This window comes from Pseudoflavonifractor phocaeensis, from assembly GCF_016901735.1.
In the GTDB taxonomy this organism is placed as follows: domain Bacteria; phylum Bacillota; class Clostridia; order Oscillospirales; family Oscillospiraceae; genus Pseudoflavonifractor_A.
Genome location: NZ_JACLZC010000004.1, coordinates 1 through 20,118, shown reverse-complemented (window position 1 = coordinate 20,118; position 20,118 = coordinate 1). Strand labels below are relative to the sequence as shown.

Here is a 20,118-nt window from a genome sequence, read left to right as displayed (position 1 = left end):
TTTTTGTCATGAGTCAAATATATCACATCTCAAAATACAATTCAATATTTATCTTTTCTAACTCAATAAAATTTTAATTGAGTTTGCCAAGAGGCGCGCCTATGTGTTATACTAGCTCTGTCGCCGCAATGCGTGGATTGAAATATTGAGTTAGAGAAGATCCTGTCAGGGGTAGTGGGGAAGCGTTTCGCTTCCCCACTACCTTTTCCTCAGATAAACAATCCCTTTCCGCTGTCAGCCTCCAGGGAAAGGCCGGTTTCAGCGGCATAAAGGGCCGGATTGCGCAGGATGGCCGCGCCGTTTTCCAGCACCTCCAAATCTCCCGCCGCTTCCAGGGCGGCAAAATGCTGTTCGTAAACGGACACGCCATACTGCCCCAGCTGTCGGAAAAGGATCCGTCCTCCCCCGCCGGCGTACAGCTGCTCGATCAGGCCCGCTCCCTCTCCCCACGGGACATAGACCGTCCGGGTGGGGGTGTCGATGAGGTGGAAGCGCTCCGCCACCGTGCGGAACGGAAAGAACGCCGACTGCTGGAGGGACAGAATCTTTTCCTTATCCTGGGCCTCTTTTCCCTTCAAATCCAACAGCTCTGAAAAATAGCGGTGGACGGCCTCCCGGGAGGTGAGATCAGTATAGCGGGACATGACCGTTTTTCCCGCTCCAATGGCATCGGAAAAGAGTGGAGGCGCCGGTGCTTCTCCTTCAAAAATGTAGACGATGCTCTCCGCCGCCGGGCGTTTTCCCTCCCGGTTGCACCGTCCGGCGGCCTGCAAAATGGAATCCAAACCGGCTGTTTCCCGGAATACCGTCGGGAAGTCCACATCCACGCCGGCCTCAATAAGGGAGGTGGACACCACCCGGCAGGGCAGCCCTTCCTTCAGGCGGCGGCGCATCTCCCGCAGCTGTTCCTTCCGGTGGCTGGGGCACATGAGGGTAGACAGGTGAAAACTGCCTGTGTTATCCAGACGTCCATATACCTCCTGGGCCGCCTTTCTGGTGTTGACGATACACAAAACCTGGCTGTGGGCGTTGAGCTGTGCGGCCAGTGCATCCCAGGTCATCCCGCCGGCCTGCCGGAAGGAGACCCGGCGGAACACCTCCCACCGGCAGATATCGGGCGGGCACAGCTCCCGCATGGAAATATTGGGAAGAAATTCACGAAAAATCGGCTCCAGGGCAGGCTGCGTGGCGGTACAGAGGACAGCGGAAACGTTGTAATGGGCCACCAGTTGGGAAATGGCCCAGACGCAGGGCCGCAGATAGGGCAGGGGGAGCATCTGGGCCTCGTCAAAAATCACCACACTGCCCGCAATGTTGTGGAGCTTGCGGCACTGGGAGGAGCGGCAGGCATATAGCGACTCGAAAAACTGTACCGCTGTGGTCACCACCACCGGCATATCCCAGTTTTCGGTGGCTTTGGCCAGCCGGATGGTGTGGGGCCGGGCCTCTCTCTCCAAATCATAGAGCAGATTGGAGTGGTGCTCCAATACGTTTTCCCTGCCCAGTATTTCCCGGAATACCTCCGCGTTCTGTTCAATGATGGAGGTATAGGGGATCACATAGATCACCCGCCGCAGGCCGTGCTTTTTGGCATGGGCCAGGGCAAAGGCAAGGGAGGCAACGGTCTTTCCCCCGCCGGTGGGCACGGTGAGGGAAAAAAGTCCCGGCGTCCGCCCTTCTCCCTCCTGTATGCACCGCTCCAGAATCTGACAGCGCCGGCGGTTCAGCTCCCCCTTTGGCGGGAACCAGCCGGATATGTAACTTTGCAGCCTGTCCCACAGCGCTTCCATGGAAGTCTCATTACGCTCCCGGCTCCTGCCATCCATAAACGCCTCTGTGTCCAGAAAATCGGCGTCCACCAGGCAGGAGTAGAGCATCCGGGTAAAAAATATCCATTCCGGTCCGGATGGCTTCATAAGAAAGGGGGGAACGCCTGCCTGGGGCAAGGTTATCTCCTGCTCCCAGTCCCCATAGGGTTCCAGGCTCTCTTTCCGTTTGAGACGCCCCCACAGCGTGGCCTGATCCGGCCTGTCTGTCTGACTGCCGCCGTCCGGCAGACCGCCGTGGTGACCTGCCACCGCAAACGCTGCGAAAAGCTGTCTGCGCTCCCAGCACTCCACCGCGCCGGCTGTGGAATGGTCTGCCTGAATCGGGCAGCCACGCAAACGCTTTTGAAATGCGTCGGAGTATTTTCCGATATCATGGGCCAATCCGGCCAGTTCTGCCTGCGCTTCTCCGCCAAAAGGCATCGCAAATCTTTTGGCCAGACCGGCAGTACCTTGTAGATGCGAAAGAATGGTTTGTGACCGCCCGTCATCGGCGACATGGGCCAAACAGGTGAAACCTTCCATAGCAGGTACTCCTTTCAACTCCTATTTCATTCATAGTATAACATAGAACGTGTACCATAAACCGGACCATTCCATGTGATGTACGCGATCAAGATTGCGTCCCTTCTTTCAGCGGGCGAAATCTCCAAAGAGGACTACGACCAGTGGCGCTACCGCTACCCGGAGTTTGACAAGGCCCAGACCTATGTGAAGGCGCCGCCCCAGGACCTCTTTTGACCTGCTCACTTGTAGGCCACGGGAGAGGCCGTTTGTTGCACAGAGTAATAATAAAAAGAAAAAGAGAGCTAACTGACTAATCAAAATCAGTTAGCTCTCTTTTTATGAATAATGAAAAAGTGTTGCCAAATCGTTGCCACGAATGGCCTTAACCCTTCAAAAACCCAGTAAAATCAGGCTTTTCCGGGCCTCTGAAATCATTCCCACTCGCCGAGTTAAATCCATTTCTAAACTTTTTTGTATAGAGGATTTAATTCGTCGTGGTTTTATTTGACGCAGATTATCCTTATCCTAAGGTCTATTCGGACTTTTGCTATCAAAAATCTATCCGGGCCATCCTATCAAGGGTTTTGCTTGAGATAGCTGGTTGGATGGTTTAAGTGTATTATAACATGTATATTGTTTGTTTTCTAGACGCTATTCTAACTTTGACACACCTTCTTCAGGTACTTGAATATTTATTTGAGAAAACAATCTGCTTATCAGCACCTGAGCGTGATATCCACCATCCTTTCCAGTTCCTTCAGTCAATCTATAGTTTTTATTTAAAATATCAAAAATGTTAGTCATTTGAAAACAGGCATGCTTCGGAAAGTTCATTAGATCAAAGATAAACTTATCATCAGACATTTCATAAACAACACCTTCATCAAATACTATTTTGCCGGTTCCGATATCTGGCAGCCCCATAAGATCTGATCGCTTATCACGTTTTACAAAGTAGAGCTTCCATGTTCCATTATAGCTGGTTTCATCTTCATTTCTAATAAAATCTAAAAAGTCAAATTCTTCATCTTGCGTCTCCGGGAGTGATATAAACTTGGCATAAATAGCTTTAATTATCTGATATTTTGTCTGTCTCTGAAAGCCCTTTATGGCCTTTGGATTGCCATCCAAATCAAAAAAACGCAAATACGATTTATCATATTTCCCCAAAAACGTATTACATTTTCGACATAGTGTCCTAGCAGTTCTCCCTTTTGGATATAAAGATTTTGTTAACTGTGTGTCCAAGATATTCCCAGTAATATCTTCAAGTTTTTCACCGACAGCTAACCTTTTTTCGATTTCAGAATGTACTTTTGAGGACCGAAGTGATTCAAACATTTTGATAATATCGAGTGCAACAATATCATCATTACCAGTACTCCGGGCGGGATAATGCTCTTCGCTCATATCACTATCTTTGAATAAAGCGCCACAAAGTTTACACCGGCATTTTTTCTCTTGCAAATCATCCATTGAAACATTTCCCCTTTTGCTTAATTGCTCATAGCCAAAATGTTGCGCTGCGATCTAAAACTGTCTTGCGTTCTTTCCAATCGGGCATAAGCATGGCCAAGAAACTATAAAAATGCTTTGAATGATTTGGGTGGATAAAATGACAGAACTCATGCATTACGACATATTCGATACAGTTTCGGGGGGCTTCCAATAAACGCTTGTTGAGTGTAATAGCCCTCTTTTTTGCCAAGCAAGAGCCCCACCGTGTCTCCATATCACGAATCCGCAATGTTGGCATCGGTACTCCATATTTTTGAAATACAGGATAGATTTCCAGAATGATCTCACTAAAAACAGTTCGACACTGCTCATCCAGGTAACGGGTCACCATCTTTTGCTTTTTTGCAAAGGCTTCCGTGTCTTTCACGCAAAGATGCAGATAAATCCCATCAGAGGAAATTGTGTCTCGCACATTTTCCTCCACTTTCAGGCGGACTCCTCTGCCCAGCAGATAGAAAGTCTCTCCGCTGACATATTGCTTGGGTTGAGGGGCATACTGTGCCATCTCCCGAAACTTTCTTTGTGCTGAGCGGATATAGGCCCCTTTGCTCACTACAAAATCGTCAACCTTCTCAGCTGGGACATCTGGATTAGCTGAAACATAAACCATGCAATCCTTATGAATCCGCAGATTGAGATTTTTTACCGGCTTCTGTTCCAGCAGATAGCGAATCTCATTATTTTCATATAAGACGGTTCTTTCCTGTGCCATTGTTGTCAAAACCTCCGAAGTGCTACTGTTTTGACATTTTCAATGATTTTATCAATGGTGTCAAAAGACAGTTTTAATCCCCGTTCTTTCTCATAGTCATAAAAAAGGTCATCAATATCCTGCGAAATCCGGTCGTGGATTGTTTTGTTGTTAGTCCAGTCCACCTGACTGTGGTTAGCTACAATCTTTGTAATGTCTTCCGCAATCTCTGCAGCAAAATCAGGAGAAACTTCCGCTTCCTTCGCTTCGTCGAATACCGCTGACAGAACACCATAAAACGCCTGGGCATGGACATTATTCTTAATGGATTCCGGATATGTCACGGTGCTTTTTCCGGCATGATAGTCTTCCATGATGGTACGCATCTTTGCCAGATATTCGGCCTCAGAGATCACTTTTTCCTTGTATTGCTCCAATGCGTCCTTGATTCGCTTAGAGAAACTGTCGTAATAGGCAGGATTCTCCTGATACTTTTCGCTGATGCTGCGGGTCAATTTGCTGGTAATAGCATCTGCCTTTGCACGGAGCGAACCTAATTCCTCTAATTCCCGTTCAAAGTCATCTTTGTTCAGAATATCGATGGGGCTGGTGATCTGTTTTAGACCAGCTACGGAGAGGTGTGTATCCAAAAGATTTTGCATCAGCGGCTCATATTCCCGGTTATCAATGGCATCGCAGTAACGGATTTTCACGCTACGGCGTACCTTGGAGAAAAAGATAAAAGTGTTTTGATACTGCTTCAATTCATCTTTCGGAATGGCTGCATACGCCTGTTCCGCATTCAGCACCATATTCAACGCTTTGCCAAAAGCACAGAGGAGATTATAAAAGTTCTCTCGCTTCTTATCGTCAGCAAGAAACACTTCCACTTCTTCGGTGTCGCGTGGATTTTTCAAGTCTGCAAACAATTCTGTCAACCGAGTATAGGCTTCCCGCAGGCCAGCCACAGAGGACATGACATCCACCACGACACCCTTCAGGTCTCCACCGTCAAAGTTCTCCAGCCCGGCACCGCTGTACAGATCCATAGCGGTATCCAGCTTTTCAATCAGTCCTCGGTAATCCACAATCAGGCCGTAGTCTTTGCCTTCATACAGACGATTGGTGCGGGCAATAGCCTGGAGCAGACCGTGTTCTTTCAACTCTTTGTCGATGTAGAGCACCTGGCAGATGGGGGCATCAAAACCGGTAAGCAGCTTACTGCACACAATAAGAATATCGATGTCCCCTGCGCAGAACTGGTTCTTCATTGCCTCTTCGTAGGCATCTGCGTCACCGTAGCGGTTCATCATTTTATTCCAGTAGGTAATGACCTTATCGTCGGCACCCTCGTCTATATCGTCTACACTTTCCCGCAGATCAGGCGGTGAGATCACCACGGCACAGTTCAAATCCCCAAATTGCTCAAAACACTCCAGATACCGAATTGCATCCCGCTTGTAGTTAGTGGCCAGCATAGCCTTAAAGCCGGTATCTTTGTACCCATCAATGAAGTGCTCATTGATATCCAGAGCGATCCGCTTGATACGGGCATCGGTGGAAGTCAGGCGGCGAATACTGCTCCATTTCCGGGAAAGGTCATCCCGCTGCGCTTCCGTGAGCCGTTTGGTGTTCTGTTTGAACCAGAGATCAATATTTGCCTCGTCCACATTCTGTTCCACAAAGCGGCCTTCGTAAATGAGAGGAACAATGGCTCCGTCATCCACACCGTCCTTGATGGTATATTTATGGATCAGCTTTCCGAACTTGGCCATGGTGTTCTTCTCTTTTTTCATCAAAGGCGTTCCGGTAAAGCCGATGTAGCAGGCATTGGGGAATACCGCTCTCATTTTCGTCGCCAGCAGGCCATAGTTGGAGCGATGGCTCTCATCCACCAGCAAGAACACGTCCCGTGAAAAGTTCTTGTGCTCCATTTTCTCAGCGGTGTTGAACTTATTGATAATAGTAGTGACCACATCCGCCTTGCCGCTATTCAGCAGCTCTACCAGATTCCGTCCACTGGTAGCTCTGGCCGGATTGAGGCGGGTGTGAGCAAAGGTGGCGGCAATCTGACGATCCAGTTCCTTGCGGTCAGTGACAACGACTACTTTCGGGTTGCAGTCGGCCAGTTCCATTAAGATATACTTTGCCAGCATAACCATAGTCAGACTTTTTCCGCTGCCCTGGGTGTGCCAGATGACGCCACTTTGACGGTTGCCCTTTTCGTCCGACTGCTGAATGGTCTTGATAATCTTTTTGATGGCGAAATACTGCTGATACCGGCAAATCTTCTTTACATTGGTGTCAAAGAGGACAAAGTACCGGATCAGTTCCATGACCCGTTCTTTGCTGAACAGAGAAATCAAATTCCGATCCTGCTCAGTTGGGGTGCGGTCAGTCACATGCTGGGCCAGTGCCTCTTCCAGGAAAGCGGCATCCTGCTCCTTCCACACATTCCAGAATTTTTTAGGCGTGCCGGTGGTGGCATACTTCACAGCGTTTTTATTGGTCGCCATCACGATCTGAGCAAACTTGTAGAGCTGTGGAATATACTCCTTTTGTTGGTTGCGGATGTTCTGCGCCACAGCCTGTTCTACGCTGATCTGGGGCGTTTTACACTCAATGACAGCGAAGGGAATACCGTTGATAAACAGCACGATATCCGGCCGGGCATTGTGAAGCTTGTCCCGGCTGTCTACTGCAAACTCCTCGGTAACATGGAACAGGTTGTTCTCCGGATGTTCCCAATCAATATACTTCAGATTGAAACTGAGGGTTTTACCCTCACCGACAGTCTCTGGATAGCTTTTGCCCAGCAACAGGGCATCATAGATTTTTTCACTGGAGCGGATCAGGCCGTCAGTTAAAGGCTCGTCCAAATCTTCTATAGCCCGCTCGATGTTGGCGGCGGAGAACTCGTTTTCCGCACCGGCGAAGGCATAGCGGTTGAGCCGCCGCAACTGGCCCCGGAGGATGTCTTTCAGCAGCACATGGTATCGGCTGCCTCTCTGCGCCTCGCAGTCCTCCGGGGATATGTAGGTATAGCCCATGGACCGCAGCAGATCAATGGCCGGCTGCTGGCTGATATTCTTTTCTAAGTACAGAGATTTGTCCATGGTTGGTCTCCTTTCGGAACTATCAGTAAAAGCAGGAATAGCGGGACGGGAAATCCCGCCTCGCTGTATTCTCCATCAGTAAGATTGCATTTCTTCTACAGCTTGAATTTTTTTTAGAATTGCTTGGACAATGATCTCCATGTCACTCCCTGGTCCATAATCCGCTGCTGTAATGAAATTAACTCTCTCAGCTTTTTTCAAAGCTTCAGCAGCATCTTTCCCTTTTTCTTGGTCAAACACAGCAATAGACTGTCCACCATTCGATTTTACGAGTTTCATACAGGGGACATCGGTCAGACCATCTCCGATATAAATCATATTGCGGAAGGGCACACGGCGCTCATTTTCAGGTGTAAAACGATTCAATTTGTCTGCACTTTTACTGTCAATCGTAAGTACTCCTTTATTGATTCGGAACAGGAATTGAGTTTTTGCAGTGTAATTTACGGCAAACTTAGGCCACTGAATGGAACCAGTATAATCATACATAAATTCACACGCATAGATCTTTTTGAAAAAATGTGCAATTTCGGTTCCTTCAATAATTTCTTTGATACCAGAGGAAACGATGTAATGCTCTACTCGTACACCTATCTTTTCTGCATAAGCGTTGATTCGTTCGAACCATGTTTTTACGCCGTCAAAGTATTCAACTTTACTTCCCATTTCCCGAAAAGTATCTCGTGTAATAGTAACTTTCTTTTCCTTTGCTTTTTCAACCATTTTATACATATAGGCTAAGATGTTATCCATTTCCTCAGAGTCAGTCATCGCGTTAACTTCACCCCAAAACATAGAGGAGCTCATACCTAACGCGGGGATGAAAGCATATTCCTGCATGTCTTTTGTACAAAGCGTTTTATCAAAATCATACATAATGGCAACGATAGGCTGTTTCATAGTTACCTCCTTAAACCCTCACAATACCCGTCAGCAAAAGCTGCATCAGGGCTTTTTTCTTTTGTTTTTCCTGTTCAATATCCTGTCGGAGCAGTTCAATTTCCCGGTCAGCGGCAGAAAGGACTTCGGCAATGGCGGTTTGTTCTTTCATATCCGGTGGATAGCAAACCTTGATTTTCTTAAAATTCTCATATTTCAGGTTGCGAGTGTCGTCTACTAAGCCCTGAGAGAAACGATAAAACATGAAAACAATCTCTGGCATTTTGAAAAGATATGCAAAGTATTTTGTATTAATTGATAAACTTGGCTTCAAAATTGTATAGGCCGGACTAACAATACCTTCATAGTTGGAATATGCTGAAACCCCCTGCCACATCCGCATTGTGTTATATCCAATATCCCCAACGCAAACTCTCAAATATTTTGATTTGTCCTCGCTGGAATTGTCTTTCAAATCTAACTCTTTTCTTGGAATGATACCTTGGGTTCCTGTAATGGCCAGCATCTGTAAGCCTTCACAGTTTGTTTCTTTGCGTTCAAGAAACAACTTACCCAAACGATCCGCCTTCCACGCTCCATTAAACCCCGGCAGACGCTTTTTGCCTGTCAAAAGCTGCTGCATGAGATACTTTTTCTGTCGCTGCTTCTCGGCAAGGCGCTTTTCTTTCAGTTCAATCACTCTGTCTTGGGTGGTGAGGATAGCAGCAATTTTTTGTTGGTCTTCAATGGGAGGCAGTACGATTTTACTTTTCAAAAAGCGATCTTGTCCCAGTGTTTTGTTTCGACCTGCTCCTCCAGGAGATGCTGCCTCCAGAATATCGGTTCCCCGCTTTGTCAAAAAATAAGAAATGAGGTAATCGATATCAACTCTATCGTTTACAGGGCGGTACATCGGAAAACGGTGAGATCCAATCATTCCTACTTCAGATTGTGTGGTCTTTCCGATTGCCTGTTCCCATGCGAAAACAATATTCACTATAAAGCAGTCCGGCTCAATCCAAAAGACCGCCTTGTTTCCCAGCGCTGCACCTGTAACGGGTTCTTTATAGAAGAGGCCTTTTCCATGGGAACGGATACCGATTTGCGTGTACAATTCGTTAGGCTTAACCTCCACCGGTCTCTCCACACGGCTGAGGCAATCTCCAAGCATATACACATCCCAATCGCTAGGGAGAATACCTGCTTTTGTTTTTTTATATGCCTCAGGAATTTCACTCTGGTGGATTTGCTCGATACGCTGTTTAATTTCCGGTTTCATACCATCCCCCCTTACTGCGGATTACTTACAAGAATGGTCACGATAGGGCTGGCAATAGCAGCCAGCATTGCTATAACGGCAATGACCATCATCCAGCGATTAAAAATCCTACTACTTTTTAAATCCTCTCTACTTTCTTGATAAGCGCGTTCCTGTGCATCGTACATATCTTTTAGTTTGTTGTAATTATCTGACAACAATTGATTTTGCTGAACCAAGACCTCGATTTGTTTTGCTGCCAGCTCATTTTGTTCCTGGATCTTATGTTTGATATCCCCCATAATGGTATCTTCTGGATCAATCGTCTCCATATGAGGAATCTTATAACCGAGGGACGGAGGATCGATTGGGGGCAAATTGGGCATGTCCAATTTCGGTATTTTGCCCGCCAAATCACTCAAGTTAATATAATCCATTTTTATTGACCACACCTCGTTCTTTCGGCCGCATCATATCTGTGGCCAACTCATCCATGTACTTCTGTTGTCTCCATCAACAAAATTTGTCTACAACCTGCTTCAAATTCCCAAATTTTCTAAAGCCTTCAATAGTTGAACCACAGCAATCACCCATTCTGCATAAGTTCAACTATTTTCCCGGCATGTTTTCTGCAGGACAGGAAGTAAATCCCTGTTATGACAGCACATATAGCCACCAAAGAGCACTTTCCTTCAACCGCAGACAAGATAAGCAGTGACAGAAAAAGGACAACCCCTGTACGGGATAGGGCATATTCTCTGGACAAGGTGTTCATAATGGGATATTCCTTTTTCTTCTGGTTAAATAATGTGTAGTTATCATTAAACGGAATCAGTTTAGTCCTTTTAAGCAAAGGCTCAAGAACAACTGATCCAGTGCGGTTGATAATCAATCCAACTTCGTATGCAACCGCAAATGTACAAATAGTGACTACAATTTCGGGCCCCGCTCCAAGGTTTTCGATTATGTCGCTGTTGAATAATGCAACGGCAGTATCCGGAAAGATGATTAAACATCCGCCGATAAATACCAGACCAGTCAAAAACATATTCAAAATGTTATAGAACGGCACTTTAACTTCCATTAGTACCCTCCTTGATTAAAAGACACAATGCAACTTCCTTTATCTACATCAAAAGAAATCGTACCATCGTTTCGGGTAGTCAATACATACCTATCCTGTCCGTATAAGTGTGCGCCCCGCCCCTTATAAAGTTTAGATGTGTCCCCCTGTGTTCCATGCATAATCGACTTATCTGATACAACTGTCAATTGTGGGTTAACGCAACCAAAAAACTCGGGACAAAACTCGTTAGAGCGTCCGTGATGCGGTGCTAATAGAACTGTGGCGTCTCTTATTTTTTCACAAATATTTTGATAGTTGGTAGTCACCATATCATAAAGAATATTAGCTGGATTGTCTCCAGTAAGTACAAACTTATAGCCGTTATATGACAGAACAATAATGCACGAGAAAGTATTTATATCCTTTTTCGTACACCATCTTTCATCTGGTTCAATAATGTCGAAATGGACTCCACCATTAGTAAAATCATTAGTAGGCACATGCTCTTCAGAAACAGGTTGATTGTACGATCGGTTCATTTGATTTGCACAATCCGCAATTTGTCTGTGGATTGCAGAATCTAACGCAGGCACAATATCAAATGCCGCTTTTGGACGATATAACACTCTGGGTGGAAGTGTTCTGTAAAGTTTAGGCAAATCATAAATGTGATCTTCGTGGGGATGAGTAATAATTAGCTCATCAATGTAGCCACCGTATCCGAAATAATATTTACGGTTAATATAGTCAACAATACTGGAGTCGGACTTAGACCCGACATCAATCAGAATATGTTTACCGTTGGGAGTAATAATATGGCAACAACTCCCATGTTCCACATCATAAAAAATGATTTTCATATAATTTTCTTCCCCTTATAGTCCTAATTCTTCCAAGTACTTTGCCATCTGCGCCTGTACTTCAGCCAGTTCTGCCTCAATATTAGCAATGTTCCGCTGTACCTCTTCAATATCCACCAGTTCTTCTTCCTCAAAGGTATCCACATACCGGGGGATATTCAAGTTGAAGTCGTTCTCCTTGATCTCGTCGAAGGAGGCCACATAGCTATACTTATCCTCGTTCTGTCGTGCTTGATAGGCGTTGACAATGCGGGTGATGTCGCTGTCCCGTAGAATGTTCTGGTTCTTACTCTTTTCGAAGTTCCCGTCCCCAGAGGCGTCGATGAATAGTACATCCCGGCAGGTGCGGTTCTTCTTGAATACCAGGATACAAGCCGGAATACCGGTGCCGTAAAACAGGTTGGCAGGGAGGCCAATGACTGCATCCAGCAGATTCATCTCTACCAGCTGACGGCGAATTTTTCCCTCGCTGGCTCCACGAAACAGAACACCATGAGGCAGCACCACCGCCATGCGGCCGTTTTCCGCATCCAGGCTGGAAAGCATGTGCAACACAAAGGCGTAGTCGCCTTTGGAAGTGGGAGGAACACCCCAATTAAAACGGTGATAAGGGTCCAGTTCAGCGGACATTTTCTTCTTGCCTTTGCTGTCCGCTTCGGCCTCCGAGAGGAATCCGCTGTCCCACTTGTCCAGACTGAACGGCGGATTTGCCACCACCACCTGGAAGCTCATCAAATCATCATCCTCAACATTCTGAGGATTGGAGAGGGTATCGCCCTGCCAAATTCTGGCGTCATCCACACCGTGCAGGAACATATTCATAGTGCAGAGAGCCCAGGTCTGAGCGTTGAGCTCCTGGCCATAGATAGCCACCTTGCCACTGGGTACTTTTTTATAGGCTTTCAGCAACAAACCGCCGCTGCCGCAGGTGGGGTCGTAGATTCGATCGTTCTCCTTGGGCTGCACCAGAGAGGCCACCAGCTCAGAAACCTGGCTTGGCGTGAAAAACTCCCCGCCCTTCTTTCCGGCATCAGAGGCGAACATGGCAATCATGTATTCATAGGCATCTCCGATGATATCGGCGGAACCCAACTGACTGGGCCGCAGATCCAGGCCATTGAAATCCTCCAGCAAGTTGCGCAGGGTAGAGTTCTTCTCTTTGGGTTCACCAAAATCCACTTGGGAGTTGAAATCGATGGCCCGGAATACATTTCGCAGCTTTCCGCTGTTGTGTTCTTCGATGTGGTTCAGTGCCACATTGATTTTCTGGCCGATTTCAGCGTCGTTCCGGTTGGCATAGAGATAGTCGAAGGTGGACTGCTCGTCTATTGCAAAGCGTTCCCGGCTCATGGCCCGTTCCACCCGGCGCATATCCCCGTCATACTGTTTGATATACCATTCGCGTCTCTCTTTGGAAACATCGCTGAGGTACTTTACGAACAACATGGAGAGGATATAGTCTTTATAGCGGGAACTGTCGATCTTGCCGCGGAAACTATCACAGGCGTTCCACAGGACCTGTTCAATATCTTTTCTGGTTGTCATCTTCATTTCCCTTTCTTTGCTCTTTTGTACGCCTGATTCAGTACACCGGCATAATACTTTTCTTTTTCATCTGCCAACATCCTAAGTAATTGGCGCTCTCTTTTGGCCAGCAGATTGAACTGGGCGATTTTACGTTGATCCTCCACGGAAAGAAGGGCCAATTCAAAGTCAGCTAAAAATCTTGCGTTAACTGCGCCAAGCATATTACTGGTTGCATTCTCATAAATTTTTCGTTTTATCTTTTCTGTATTCAGCAACCAAAAAAGATACTCTGGCAACAGGCTCTTATCTTCAACTCGAATCACTACAAAGTTTGAGGAAACCACCATTCCAGATGTAGTTTCATCAATCAGAACTGCTGTATAGGGAGCTGTAAGGCGGACAATGATATCTCCGCTTTGCGAGAGGTATTCTTCTTTCAGCGGTTCTTTTGCTTCATAGATATCGGCCTCTTTCAATTGAATTGTCCCTTCCTGCTGAATACACCGTAGATTAATCAAGGGATATCTATACTCACTTGGCTCTTTGGCCTGTTTCCTCGACAAGACCAAGCCGCTGCGAACACTCGCAAGGTCCTGCAATTTCATCCTTTCACCTCTTTTGTCATGGCCGATAAATAACAGACGCATTCTAAAAAATTTGTTTTTGAACTATTCCCATTATATGCCAGCCAGTCGGATTTGTCAACAATAAAAATTGTCATGGTTCAAAAATAACTTATGCCTAGTGGGATTAACTTTTATCGTTCATATAACTGACGCTTTTTAGGTAGTTGGCGATGTTACCGTTCAAAATCAGCTCGGCATAGGCCAGTGGATCATTGTAGATCAGCCAGTCCAACTCCGACCGCTGGTACATACTGTTCGCTACCTCATTTTCCACGGCGGTGCAGTCGATGGAGAGTAGCGTTCCGTCCTCCAAACACAGCTCCACGCAGGCGGTGTCCATGTTAAACTCACAGGATACAATCTTTCTCATAGTCGTTACCTCCTGATATTTGAATTGTAGACGATTTTGTGCAGCGATACAAGCAGCATTACGACTGTTTTAGTTTCCGGCAAGCAATGCTTGTGGCTATCCATTTGCCACAAACTGCTTGTTGAGGGCAGCGTCCCCAAGCCCCCATTGAACACAGAATTTTATTCTGTGGCTACGCGTTCTGCGAGCGCTTTTTTGTCTACCCCTTTTGCTAATATGATATACCCTAAAATAAAGCTTTCCTTGGAAAATGAGGTGGCAAAATACCACCCCATCCGAAATACCTTTCAGCAAGGAAAATCCTCTATAATAGGCTTTTCAAAGCGGGAATTCCTTGTCCGAAACAGTAGCCACCTATTTCCCTCTGCCAGCAAAAACAGGAGCGTGACACGCTCCTGTCCCTGCCGACAAGGAAAAACTTTTGTGCTAATCGCAACGGTAAAATTAGTCCGAACGGAAACCTATCTCACCACCGAAAATCCGGGAACACTCCACGCTTGTCCAGGTATTCCTTCCGGGCCTGTTCCCGTTCTTCTGCGGTGGGCGCAGTCTTATATTTTGCATACAGCTCATGCCGCACCAGTGCATCCAATTTCTGTTCCAGACCCTGGCGGATTTCTTCGACACAGTCATCATCGTAGGCCAGATGGTACTCCACCAAAGCCACAAAAAGCTCATAGGGAATTTGTACACTTTTTATATCCATTTTCCTCCTGTGACGGTCGTGACGATGGTGACGGTGCTTTACACACCATCAAAATCACCGTCACGACCGTCACCATCGTCACGCTTTTTCCGAAACAGGAGTCAGTTTAATCCTTCGCCCTGCATGGATACGAGAGTTCGTATACTGGATATTATACTCCAACAGCAGACGTCCCGAATTGACATTCAGGTGTTTGGTCAGGGTGTTCGGCAGCATATCGATTTGCAGGAAAGAAACCAGCTCTGTGGGGCTGCCGCTCCAGGGTTCCTTTACCAACTTTGCGATCGCTTCCAGTACCGGGTCCGGCGGCTCTTTATACAGCTCGTTTTCCATGTGTTCCAGGTTCCAGATCTGGGTTTGAGGGTCCTTCTTCAAGTAGAGGATCTGGTCCGGCTGATCTCGTCCCACCACCTTGATGGTAGCGTCCAGTTCCGTGCGTTTTTTCTTCTGCATCAGCAGGGAACCGTCCGCACAGCCCAGCAGCCCGGTGGTGCCGGAAATCGTCTCAAAGGAATCGTCTGCCTGCTGCTTCCGAGTGTGGTGGACAGTCAGCACACAAATACCGTGCTGATCGGCAAACTGTTTGATCCTGCCAATGATCTCGTAGTCACTGGCGTAGCTGTATGCTTCACCACTAACTTCCCGGATCTTCTGCATGGTGTCGATAATAATGAGTTTGGTGTCCGGGTACTCCTGCATGAAGTTTTCCAGCTGTTCGTCCAGCCCGTTCCCAATTTTTCCGGCCGTGGTGGCAAAGTGGAGATTGGGAGTGTCATTCACGCCATACATCATAAACATCCGGCTCTGGATGCGCTGAAAATCATCTTCCAGTGCGAGGTAGAGCACTGTTCCCTGGTGGACTTTATAGCCCCACAAGTCCTGCCCGGTGCTGATATGGTAGGCGATCTGAGCCACCAGAAAGGACTTGCCGATTTTGGGCGCTCCGGCAAGGATATATGCCCCTGCGTAAAGCAGCCCTTCCGCCACCGGCGGCCTGCTCATATAGGCGGTCTGGAATAGCTCCGTCATGGTGAGCGTATGCAGGTATCGAGGGTCTGCCATACGCTGCATCCTTCGGTACACTTCTTCCAGGCTTTCCGGGGAATTTACAATTTCATCGTTGATTTCTTCCCCGGAAGTGGGTATACTATTTTCATAAGATTTGGAGATTGACTGCCCATCATCTGCGCCAACAGATGAGCCTTGGGCGGTCATTTTCTTTTTTTCATCGATCATAGGCGAAATCCTCTTGCATTCCGTTCATAATGGTGGCAATCATACGGATGGTGTCCAGCAGATCGTCGCTCACGTCCTGTCCAGCCTCGATCCGGCGTAGCTCGTCCAGCACAGCGGCCAGCTGGTCCCGCAGGGCCTTGTAGACCCTGGGGTTGCCCTGGACCACCACATCCCGTTCCAGCAGCCGCCGGATGATGTAGTCCTGCTTGGTCAGGCCGGTGAGCTTCACCAGGGTTTCCAGCTGAAGATCTTCCTCCGCCGACACCCGGAAGGCCACCGCCTTGTTTCTCCAGCGGTTGTGGTTGTCATAGTTCTTCTTGGACATTTTCTTATACTCCTTTCTCATTCTTCAGTGAATCCAGCTTGTCGGCCATTTCTACCTGTCGGGTGGGGAACAGATGAGCGTAACGGTAGGTGATGTCGATGCTCTCATGCCCCACACGCTCCGCGATGGCCAGGGCGGTAAAGCCCATGTCGATCAACAAACTGATGTGGCTATGTCTCAAATCGTGTATGCGAATCCTTTTCACCCCTGTTTGCTTACAGCCACGGTCCATTTCCCGGTGAAGATAGCTTTTGCTGATGGGGAACATCCGGCTGTCCGGCTCCACGCCATAGAGCTGCTTAAGGTAGTCCTGAAGCTCGTCACAGAGAAACTGGGGCATCTGAATCACCCGGTTGCTCTTTGGTGTCTTGGGGGTGGTAATGACATCCTGCTTGTTGAGCCGCTGATAGGACTTATTGATGGTGAGGGTGCGCTTCTCAAAATCGAAGTCCGCCGGGGTCAGGGCCAGCAGCTCACCCTCCCGGATACCGCACCAGTAAAGCACCTCAAAGGCGTAGAAGGACAACGGCTTATCCATCATGGCCTCGGAAAACTTAGTGTACTCCTCCCGGGTCCAGAACAGCATTTCCTTCCGCTCCTCCGCCCCCATGTTGCCCGCCTGCCGGGCCGGGTTGATATTCAGACCGTAAAACCGGGCAGCGTGGTTGAAAATGGCGCTGAGCTGATTGTGAACCGTTTTCAGGTAGGTTTTGGACAGAGGTTTGCCGTGACAGTCCCGCATTTCCCGGATCTCATTCTGCCAGCGCATAATGTCCTTGGCCGTGATCTCCGACAGCTTCCGCTTGGCAAAATAGGGTAGGATCTTCTTTTTCATGATGCTCTCCTTGGTAAGCCAGGTATTGAGCTTCAGCTTGGGCTTAATATCCCTCTCATAGAGAGCAACGAAGCTCTCGAAGGTCATGTTCACATCGGCCTGTTTCTCCATCAGGAACTCCCGTTCCCATTCCAGCGCCTCTCGCTTGGTGGCAAACCCCCTTTTGAGCTTCTGCTGGCGCTCACCCTTCCAGTCGGTGTAGCGGAACTGCACATACCAGGTGCCGTTGTCCTTGTTCTTGAACGCTGCCATAATTACTCCCCCTTTCTCGCCGTCTCGGTTCTGGTTCCGTAAAACTTCTCGTGGAAGAACTTGCGGTCGATCCGCCCGGAAATCGTGATGCAGCCGGTTTTCGCCAGTTCTTCGTTCATCTGCCGGATGAGCTTGTAGGCGTAGGGCACGGATACCCCCAGCTCCTCGGCCACTTCATTGACGCGCATAAAAATCTGGTTTGCCATAATAAATACCTTCCTTTCCTTGTTGTTGGTGACTGCTGCTTGCGGATGTTGTGTCTCATAAATGCCTCCTTACTTATGTCCGCCACTTTTTCTCCGTTTCGCAACCAAAAATCTGGCGGGCCATTTGATGGGCTATATTATCTAAGCTTATCCGCTTAGTATCCTTATAATACTATACATATAAGCTTAGTTCAAGCCTTTTAGAAGAAAAATTATTAAATAAATTTGCTTAGATTGTCTTGACAATCCTAAACAAATATGCTATGTTGCATATAAGAACAACCATAGATGGGAGCTGGATGTATGGCGATTGGCGAACGGATTCACTTTTTCCGTCTCCTGCGGGGGATGACACAGAAATATCTCGGTATGGCGCTGGGCTTCCCGGAGAAGTCCGCAGATGTGCGCCTGGCACAGTACGAAACAGGATCAAGAACCCCTAAGGCAGACTTGACTGCTGCCCTGGCGCAGGTACTGGATGTCTCGCCCCATGCACTCTCCGTCCCGGATATAGACTCCTATGTGGGGCTCATGCACACCCTGTTTACCCTGGAGGACAACTACGGTTTGAAGATCACGGAGCAAGATGGTGAGCTTGCCTTGCAGGTAGATTTCCGTAAAAACAAAGATGCTGCCCGGCTGCACGAGATGCTCTGGGCCTGGCGGGAACAGGCCGCCAAGCTGGAGACCGGAGAGATTTCCCAGGAGGACTATGACCGCTGGCGTTACCACTACCCGGAGCACGACAGCAGCCAGATCCACGCCAAGGTGCCGCCGGAGGGGCTGATCTGACCCTCTCACTTGTAGGCCACGGGAGAGGCCGTTTGTTGCGCAAAATCAGAAAATTCAGATAAATGAGAGCAAAATAAAAAAGGTCTAACTGATCAGCAAAAATCAGTTAGACCTTTTCTCTTAGAACAAAAATCCTGCGTATTCGCAAGCCACCCAAAATTCCAAAACAAATCGGTTTTTGATGGGTGCTATCAATCTGCTATCAAATGGGGAATCTGAAAATCAAAAACCCAGTGTTTATGCGGGTTTGCGGACCCTCATATCCACTTTTTGCTTATTCCCACTCGCTCCTGTCAGAAATTTTCTAAACAGATTTGCTTATGGGATTTAGTTCAGGGTATTGGCGTTATTTTCATTATTCAGATAGTAGGGGCTATCTGATTTTTTGTTGCCATGGTGTTGCCAGAAAAAATATGCTTTCTATGTATATAGTTAATATATGCGCCTTTATATAATGAATCATTCATCGCAATTTTCGTCTATATCTTCATTTTGTACAATGTCTGTTTTCAGCCAATCGCTATCAGGGCGTGTCACCAGTCTACTATTATTATATGCAAGATCGAGCGGCAAAATGGTTTGACCTTGGTATGCTCCAGATGTCTGCCGTTCTACCACTAGCGCCAAATCCACATGATCTTCATCTACCAAGGATAGGGGGAGAAGCAAAGAGCCGGTGTTTTTTGTTGGGTAATACATCGGGATAGCCGTTTTATAATTCCACTCCACTCTTTTTAATGCCAAATCTACTGCATCCGAAATGCGATTTTTCAAGCGATTAAGAACTCTTGGTGTGCACTTAATTTTGAAACCTAAAGACACAAAATATGCCTTTCTTGCAGGGTTTTTCACTCCTGTATAATATATATCGTCAATGTTGACACCATCAACACATAAAAAGTCCTCGGAACAATTTTCCCTAAGGAATTCCAAAGGTAACCGTTCAGTGCGTTCAGTTATAATGTGAGTATAGTCACATGACAAATCACCTGTAGTGGTATCGTACAGCATATTTTGTATTTTATTTTCAAAATAATTTGCCCTTTCTGGCAGAGGATTAAACACCTTTATCAGAGTTTTTCCAATATCTTCACCTGCTACAACAAAATCAAGTAGATACCAATAGTATTTTGTATTTTGAGAATTTTTCTTGAACAAGGCATAGATATATTCATATTTTTTATCCACAAGGCCAGTGTTAAAGGCTGCATACTCTTCATTGCGTTCTGTATCCATTCCAATCACAATTTTGTTTTCATAACACAACCGTTTGAAAGTATATGCCAAGTAATTCCTCAAAATTGGAAGGTCATTAGATTCATTCGAAGTTCTTTCTCCATAATACCATTTTTCCTCAAGAGCTAACTTTGATAATTCTTCAATTTTACTTGACGGTATCATGGCCCATTTAAATGAGCCTGTCGAAAAAGTCCAGCGAAAGCTGGGCTTTTTCGTTTAAGAGAGTTAAAATAGGAGTAGGTGGTGAGAGAGATGCTGGAGCGCGGGAAAATGGACCGCAATG

20 protein-coding genes are annotated in these 20,118 nt (G+C 47.0%); 2 read left to right on the top strand and 18 right to left on the bottom strand.

Annotation, left to right across the window (positions count from 1 at the left end; translation table 11 throughout):
* Positions 1-209 precede the first annotated feature (209 nt).
* Positions 210-2,351, bottom strand: a complete 2,142-nt coding sequence (cas3, locus tag H7U37_RS01845) for a CRISPR-associated helicase Cas3' (protein WP_204873135.1) — start codon at positions 2,349-2,351, stop codon at positions 210-212.
* 78 nt (positions 2,352-2,429) lie between these two features.
* On the opposite strand from cas3, the gene H7U37_RS01840 reads away from it, so the two are divergent.
* Complete coding sequence (locus H7U37_RS01840) at positions 2,430-2,567, top strand: hypothetical protein (RefSeq protein ID WP_243413492.1); 138 nt, start codon at positions 2,430-2,432, stop codon at positions 2,565-2,567.
* A gap of 417 nt (positions 2,568-2,984) precedes the next feature.
* Here H7U37_RS01840 and H7U37_RS01835 read toward each other — a convergent pair whose 3' ends face one another.
* The 16 genes from H7U37_RS01835 to H7U37_RS01760 all read right to left on the bottom strand — a co-directional run bounded on the left by H7U37_RS01835 (position 2,985) and on the right by H7U37_RS01760 (position 17,804).
* On the bottom strand, positions 2,985-3,809 hold the full coding sequence (locus tag H7U37_RS01835; RefSeq protein ID WP_243414197.1) for a hypothetical protein: 825 nt from the start codon (positions 3,807-3,809) through the stop codon (positions 2,985-2,987).
* 28 nt (positions 3,810-3,837) lie between these two features.
* The gene (locus H7U37_RS01830) at positions 3,838-4,563 is read right to left on the bottom strand and encodes a M48 family metallopeptidase (RefSeq protein WP_204873133.1); all 726 of its coding nucleotides are present in this window, start codon (positions 4,561-4,563) and stop codon (positions 3,838-3,840) included.
* A 5-nt stretch (positions 4,564-4,568) separates the two neighbouring features.
* Positions 4,569-7,658 (bottom strand): type I restriction endonuclease subunit R, encoded by a 3,090-nt coding sequence (locus H7U37_RS01825; protein ID WP_204873131.1) that lies wholly within the window; start codon positions 7,656-7,658, stop codon positions 4,569-4,571.
* Between the two features lie 75 nt (positions 7,659-7,733).
* Positions 7,734-8,558, bottom strand: coding sequence for an HAD family hydrolase (locus H7U37_RS01820; protein ID WP_204873129.1), 825 nt, complete (start codon positions 8,556-8,558; stop codon positions 7,734-7,736).
* Positions 8,559-8,568: 10 nt separating this feature from the next.
* Positions 8,569-9,816 carry a restriction endonuclease subunit S gene (locus tag H7U37_RS01815; RefSeq protein WP_204873127.1) on the bottom strand — a complete coding sequence of 416 codons (1,248 nt, stop codon included), beginning with the start codon at positions 9,814-9,816 and terminating at the stop codon, positions 8,569-8,571.
* An 11-nt stretch (positions 9,817-9,827) separates the two neighbouring features.
* On the bottom strand, positions 9,828-10,232 hold the full coding sequence (locus H7U37_RS01810) for a hypothetical protein (protein ID WP_204873126.1): 405 nt from the start codon (positions 10,230-10,232) through the stop codon (positions 9,828-9,830).
* Positions 10,233-10,381: 149 nt separating this feature from the next.
* Positions 10,382-10,879 (bottom strand): hypothetical protein, encoded by a 498-nt coding sequence (locus H7U37_RS01805; protein WP_204873125.1) that lies wholly within the window; start codon positions 10,877-10,879, stop codon positions 10,382-10,384.
* Positions 10,879-11,721, bottom strand: a complete 843-nt coding sequence (locus tag H7U37_RS01800) for a ComEC/Rec2 family competence protein (protein WP_087380780.1) — start codon at positions 11,719-11,721, stop codon at positions 10,879-10,881. The genes H7U37_RS01805 and H7U37_RS01800 overlap by 1 nt, the downstream gene beginning before the upstream one ends.
* Positions 11,722-11,736: 15 nt before the next feature.
* Positions 11,737-13,272: a type I restriction-modification system subunit M gene (locus H7U37_RS01795; RefSeq protein ID WP_338049744.1), complete on the bottom strand. Its 1,536-nt coding sequence runs from the start codon at positions 13,270-13,272 to the stop codon at positions 11,737-11,739.
* Entirely contained in the window at positions 13,269-13,853 is a 585-nt protein-coding gene (locus H7U37_RS01790) for a restriction endonuclease subunit S (protein ID WP_036629924.1), read from the bottom strand. Before H7U37_RS01790 ends, H7U37_RS01795 begins: the two co-directional genes overlap by 4 nt.
* 145 nt (positions 13,854-13,998) lie before the next feature.
* On the bottom strand, positions 13,999-14,244 hold the full coding sequence (locus H7U37_RS01785) for a DUF6061 family protein (protein ID WP_204873124.1): 246 nt from the start codon (positions 14,242-14,244) through the stop codon (positions 13,999-14,001).
* A gap of 466 nt (positions 14,245-14,710) precedes the next feature.
* Positions 14,711-14,950, bottom strand: coding sequence for a complexin-2 (locus tag H7U37_RS01780; protein ID WP_207751923.1), 240 nt, complete (start codon positions 14,948-14,950; stop codon positions 14,711-14,713).
* A 78-nt stretch (positions 14,951-15,028) separates the two neighbouring features.
* A complete protein-coding gene (locus tag H7U37_RS01775; protein WP_204873123.1) occupies positions 15,029-16,186 on the bottom strand; it encodes an AAA family ATPase in 1,158 nt (385 codons plus the stop codon).
* Positions 16,176-16,511: a plasmid mobilization protein gene (locus H7U37_RS01770; protein WP_204873122.1), complete on the bottom strand. Its 336-nt coding sequence runs from the start codon at positions 16,509-16,511 to the stop codon at positions 16,176-16,178. Before H7U37_RS01770 ends, H7U37_RS01775 begins: the two co-directional genes overlap by 11 nt.
* A 4-nt stretch (positions 16,512-16,515) precedes the next feature.
* Complete coding sequence (locus H7U37_RS01765) at positions 16,516-17,598, bottom strand: site-specific integrase (RefSeq protein ID WP_204873121.1); 1,083 nt, start codon at positions 17,596-17,598, stop codon at positions 16,516-16,518.
* A 2-nt stretch (positions 17,599-17,600) separates the two neighbouring features.
* Positions 17,601-17,804 (bottom strand): MerR family transcriptional regulator, encoded by a 204-nt coding sequence (locus H7U37_RS01760; protein ID WP_087236778.1) that lies wholly within the window; start codon positions 17,802-17,804, stop codon positions 17,601-17,603.
* Between the two features lie 303 nt (positions 17,805-18,107).
* Between H7U37_RS01760 and H7U37_RS01755 the strand changes: the two genes are divergently transcribed.
* On the top strand, positions 18,108-18,596 hold the full coding sequence (locus H7U37_RS01755; RefSeq protein ID WP_195416649.1) for a helix-turn-helix domain-containing protein: 489 nt from the start codon (positions 18,108-18,110) through the stop codon (positions 18,594-18,596).
* A gap of 459 nt (positions 18,597-19,055) precedes the next feature.
* On the opposite strand, the gene H7U37_RS01750 is transcribed toward H7U37_RS01755, so the two are convergent.
* Positions 19,056-19,997: a DUF3825 domain-containing protein gene (locus tag H7U37_RS01750; RefSeq protein ID WP_204873119.1), complete on the bottom strand. Its 942-nt coding sequence runs from the start codon at positions 19,995-19,997 to the stop codon at positions 19,056-19,058.
* Positions 19,998-20,118 lie beyond the last annotated feature (121 nt).

Excerpts from the sequence above, each read along its gene's own strand:
- H7U37_RS01805 (WP_204873125.1), bottom strand. The coding sequence starts at position 10,879 with ATGGAAGTTAAAGTGCCGTTCTATAACATTTTGAATATGTTTTTGACT.
- H7U37_RS01840 (WP_243413492.1), top strand. The coding sequence starts at position 2,430 with ATGTACGCGATCAAGATTGCGTCCCTTCTTTCAGCGGGCGAAATCTCC.
- H7U37_RS01815 (WP_204873127.1), bottom strand. The coding sequence starts at position 9,816 with ATGAAACCGGAAATTAAACAGCGTATCGAGCAAATCCACCAGAGTGAA.
- H7U37_RS01750 (WP_204873119.1), bottom strand. The coding sequence starts at position 19,997 with ATGATACCGTCAAGTAAAATTGAAGAATTATCAAAGTTAGCTCTTGAG.
- H7U37_RS01820 (WP_204873129.1), bottom strand. The coding sequence starts at position 8,558 with ATGAAACAGCCTATCGTTGCCATTATGTATGATTTTGATAAAACGCTT.
- H7U37_RS01800 (WP_087380780.1), bottom strand. The coding sequence starts at position 11,721 with ATGAAAATCATTTTTTATGATGTGGAACATGGGAGTTGTTGCCATATT.
- cas3 (WP_204873135.1), bottom strand. The coding sequence starts at position 2,351 with ATGGAAGGTTTCACCTGTTTGGCCCATGTCGCCGATGACGGGCGGTCA.
- H7U37_RS01795 (WP_338049744.1), bottom strand. The coding sequence starts at position 13,272 with ATGAAGATGACAACCAGAAAAGATATTGAACAGGTCCTGTGGAACGCC.
- H7U37_RS01785 (WP_204873124.1), bottom strand. The coding sequence starts at position 14,244 with ATGAGAAAGATTGTATCCTGTGAGTTTAACATGGACACCGCCTGCGTG.
- H7U37_RS01825 (WP_204873131.1), bottom strand. The coding sequence starts at position 7,658 with ATGGACAAATCTCTGTACTTAGAAAAGAATATCAGCCAGCAGCCGGCC.
- H7U37_RS01775 (WP_204873123.1), bottom strand. The coding sequence starts at position 16,186 with ATGATCGATGAAAAAAAGAAAATGACCGCCCAAGGCTCATCTGTTGGC.
- H7U37_RS01760 (WP_087236778.1), bottom strand. The coding sequence starts at position 17,804 with ATGGCAAACCAGATTTTTATGCGCGTCAATGAAGTGGCCGAGGAGCTG.
- H7U37_RS01790 (WP_036629924.1), bottom strand. The coding sequence starts at position 13,853 with ATGAAATTGCAGGACCTTGCGAGTGTTCGCAGCGGCTTGGTCTTGTCG.
- H7U37_RS01835 (WP_243414197.1), bottom strand. The coding sequence starts at position 3,809 with ATGGATGATTTGCAAGAGAAAAAATGCCGGTGTAAACTTTGTGGCGCT.
- H7U37_RS01770 (WP_204873122.1), bottom strand. The coding sequence starts at position 16,511 with ATGTCCAAGAAGAACTATGACAACCACAACCGCTGGAGAAACAAGGCG.
- H7U37_RS01780 (WP_207751923.1), bottom strand. The coding sequence starts at position 14,950 with ATGGATATAAAAAGTGTACAAATTCCCTATGAGCTTTTTGTGGCTTTG.
- H7U37_RS01810 (WP_204873126.1), bottom strand. The coding sequence starts at position 10,232 with ATGGATTATATTAACTTGAGTGATTTGGCGGGCAAAATACCGAAATTG.
- H7U37_RS01765 (WP_204873121.1), bottom strand. The coding sequence starts at position 17,598 with ATGGCAGCGTTCAAGAACAAGGACAACGGCACCTGGTATGTGCAGTTC.
- H7U37_RS01830 (WP_204873133.1), bottom strand. The coding sequence starts at position 4,563 with ATGGCACAGGAAAGAACCGTCTTATATGAAAATAATGAGATTCGCTAT.
- H7U37_RS01755 (WP_195416649.1), top strand. The coding sequence starts at position 18,108 with ATGGCGATTGGCGAACGGATTCACTTTTTCCGTCTCCTGCGGGGGATG.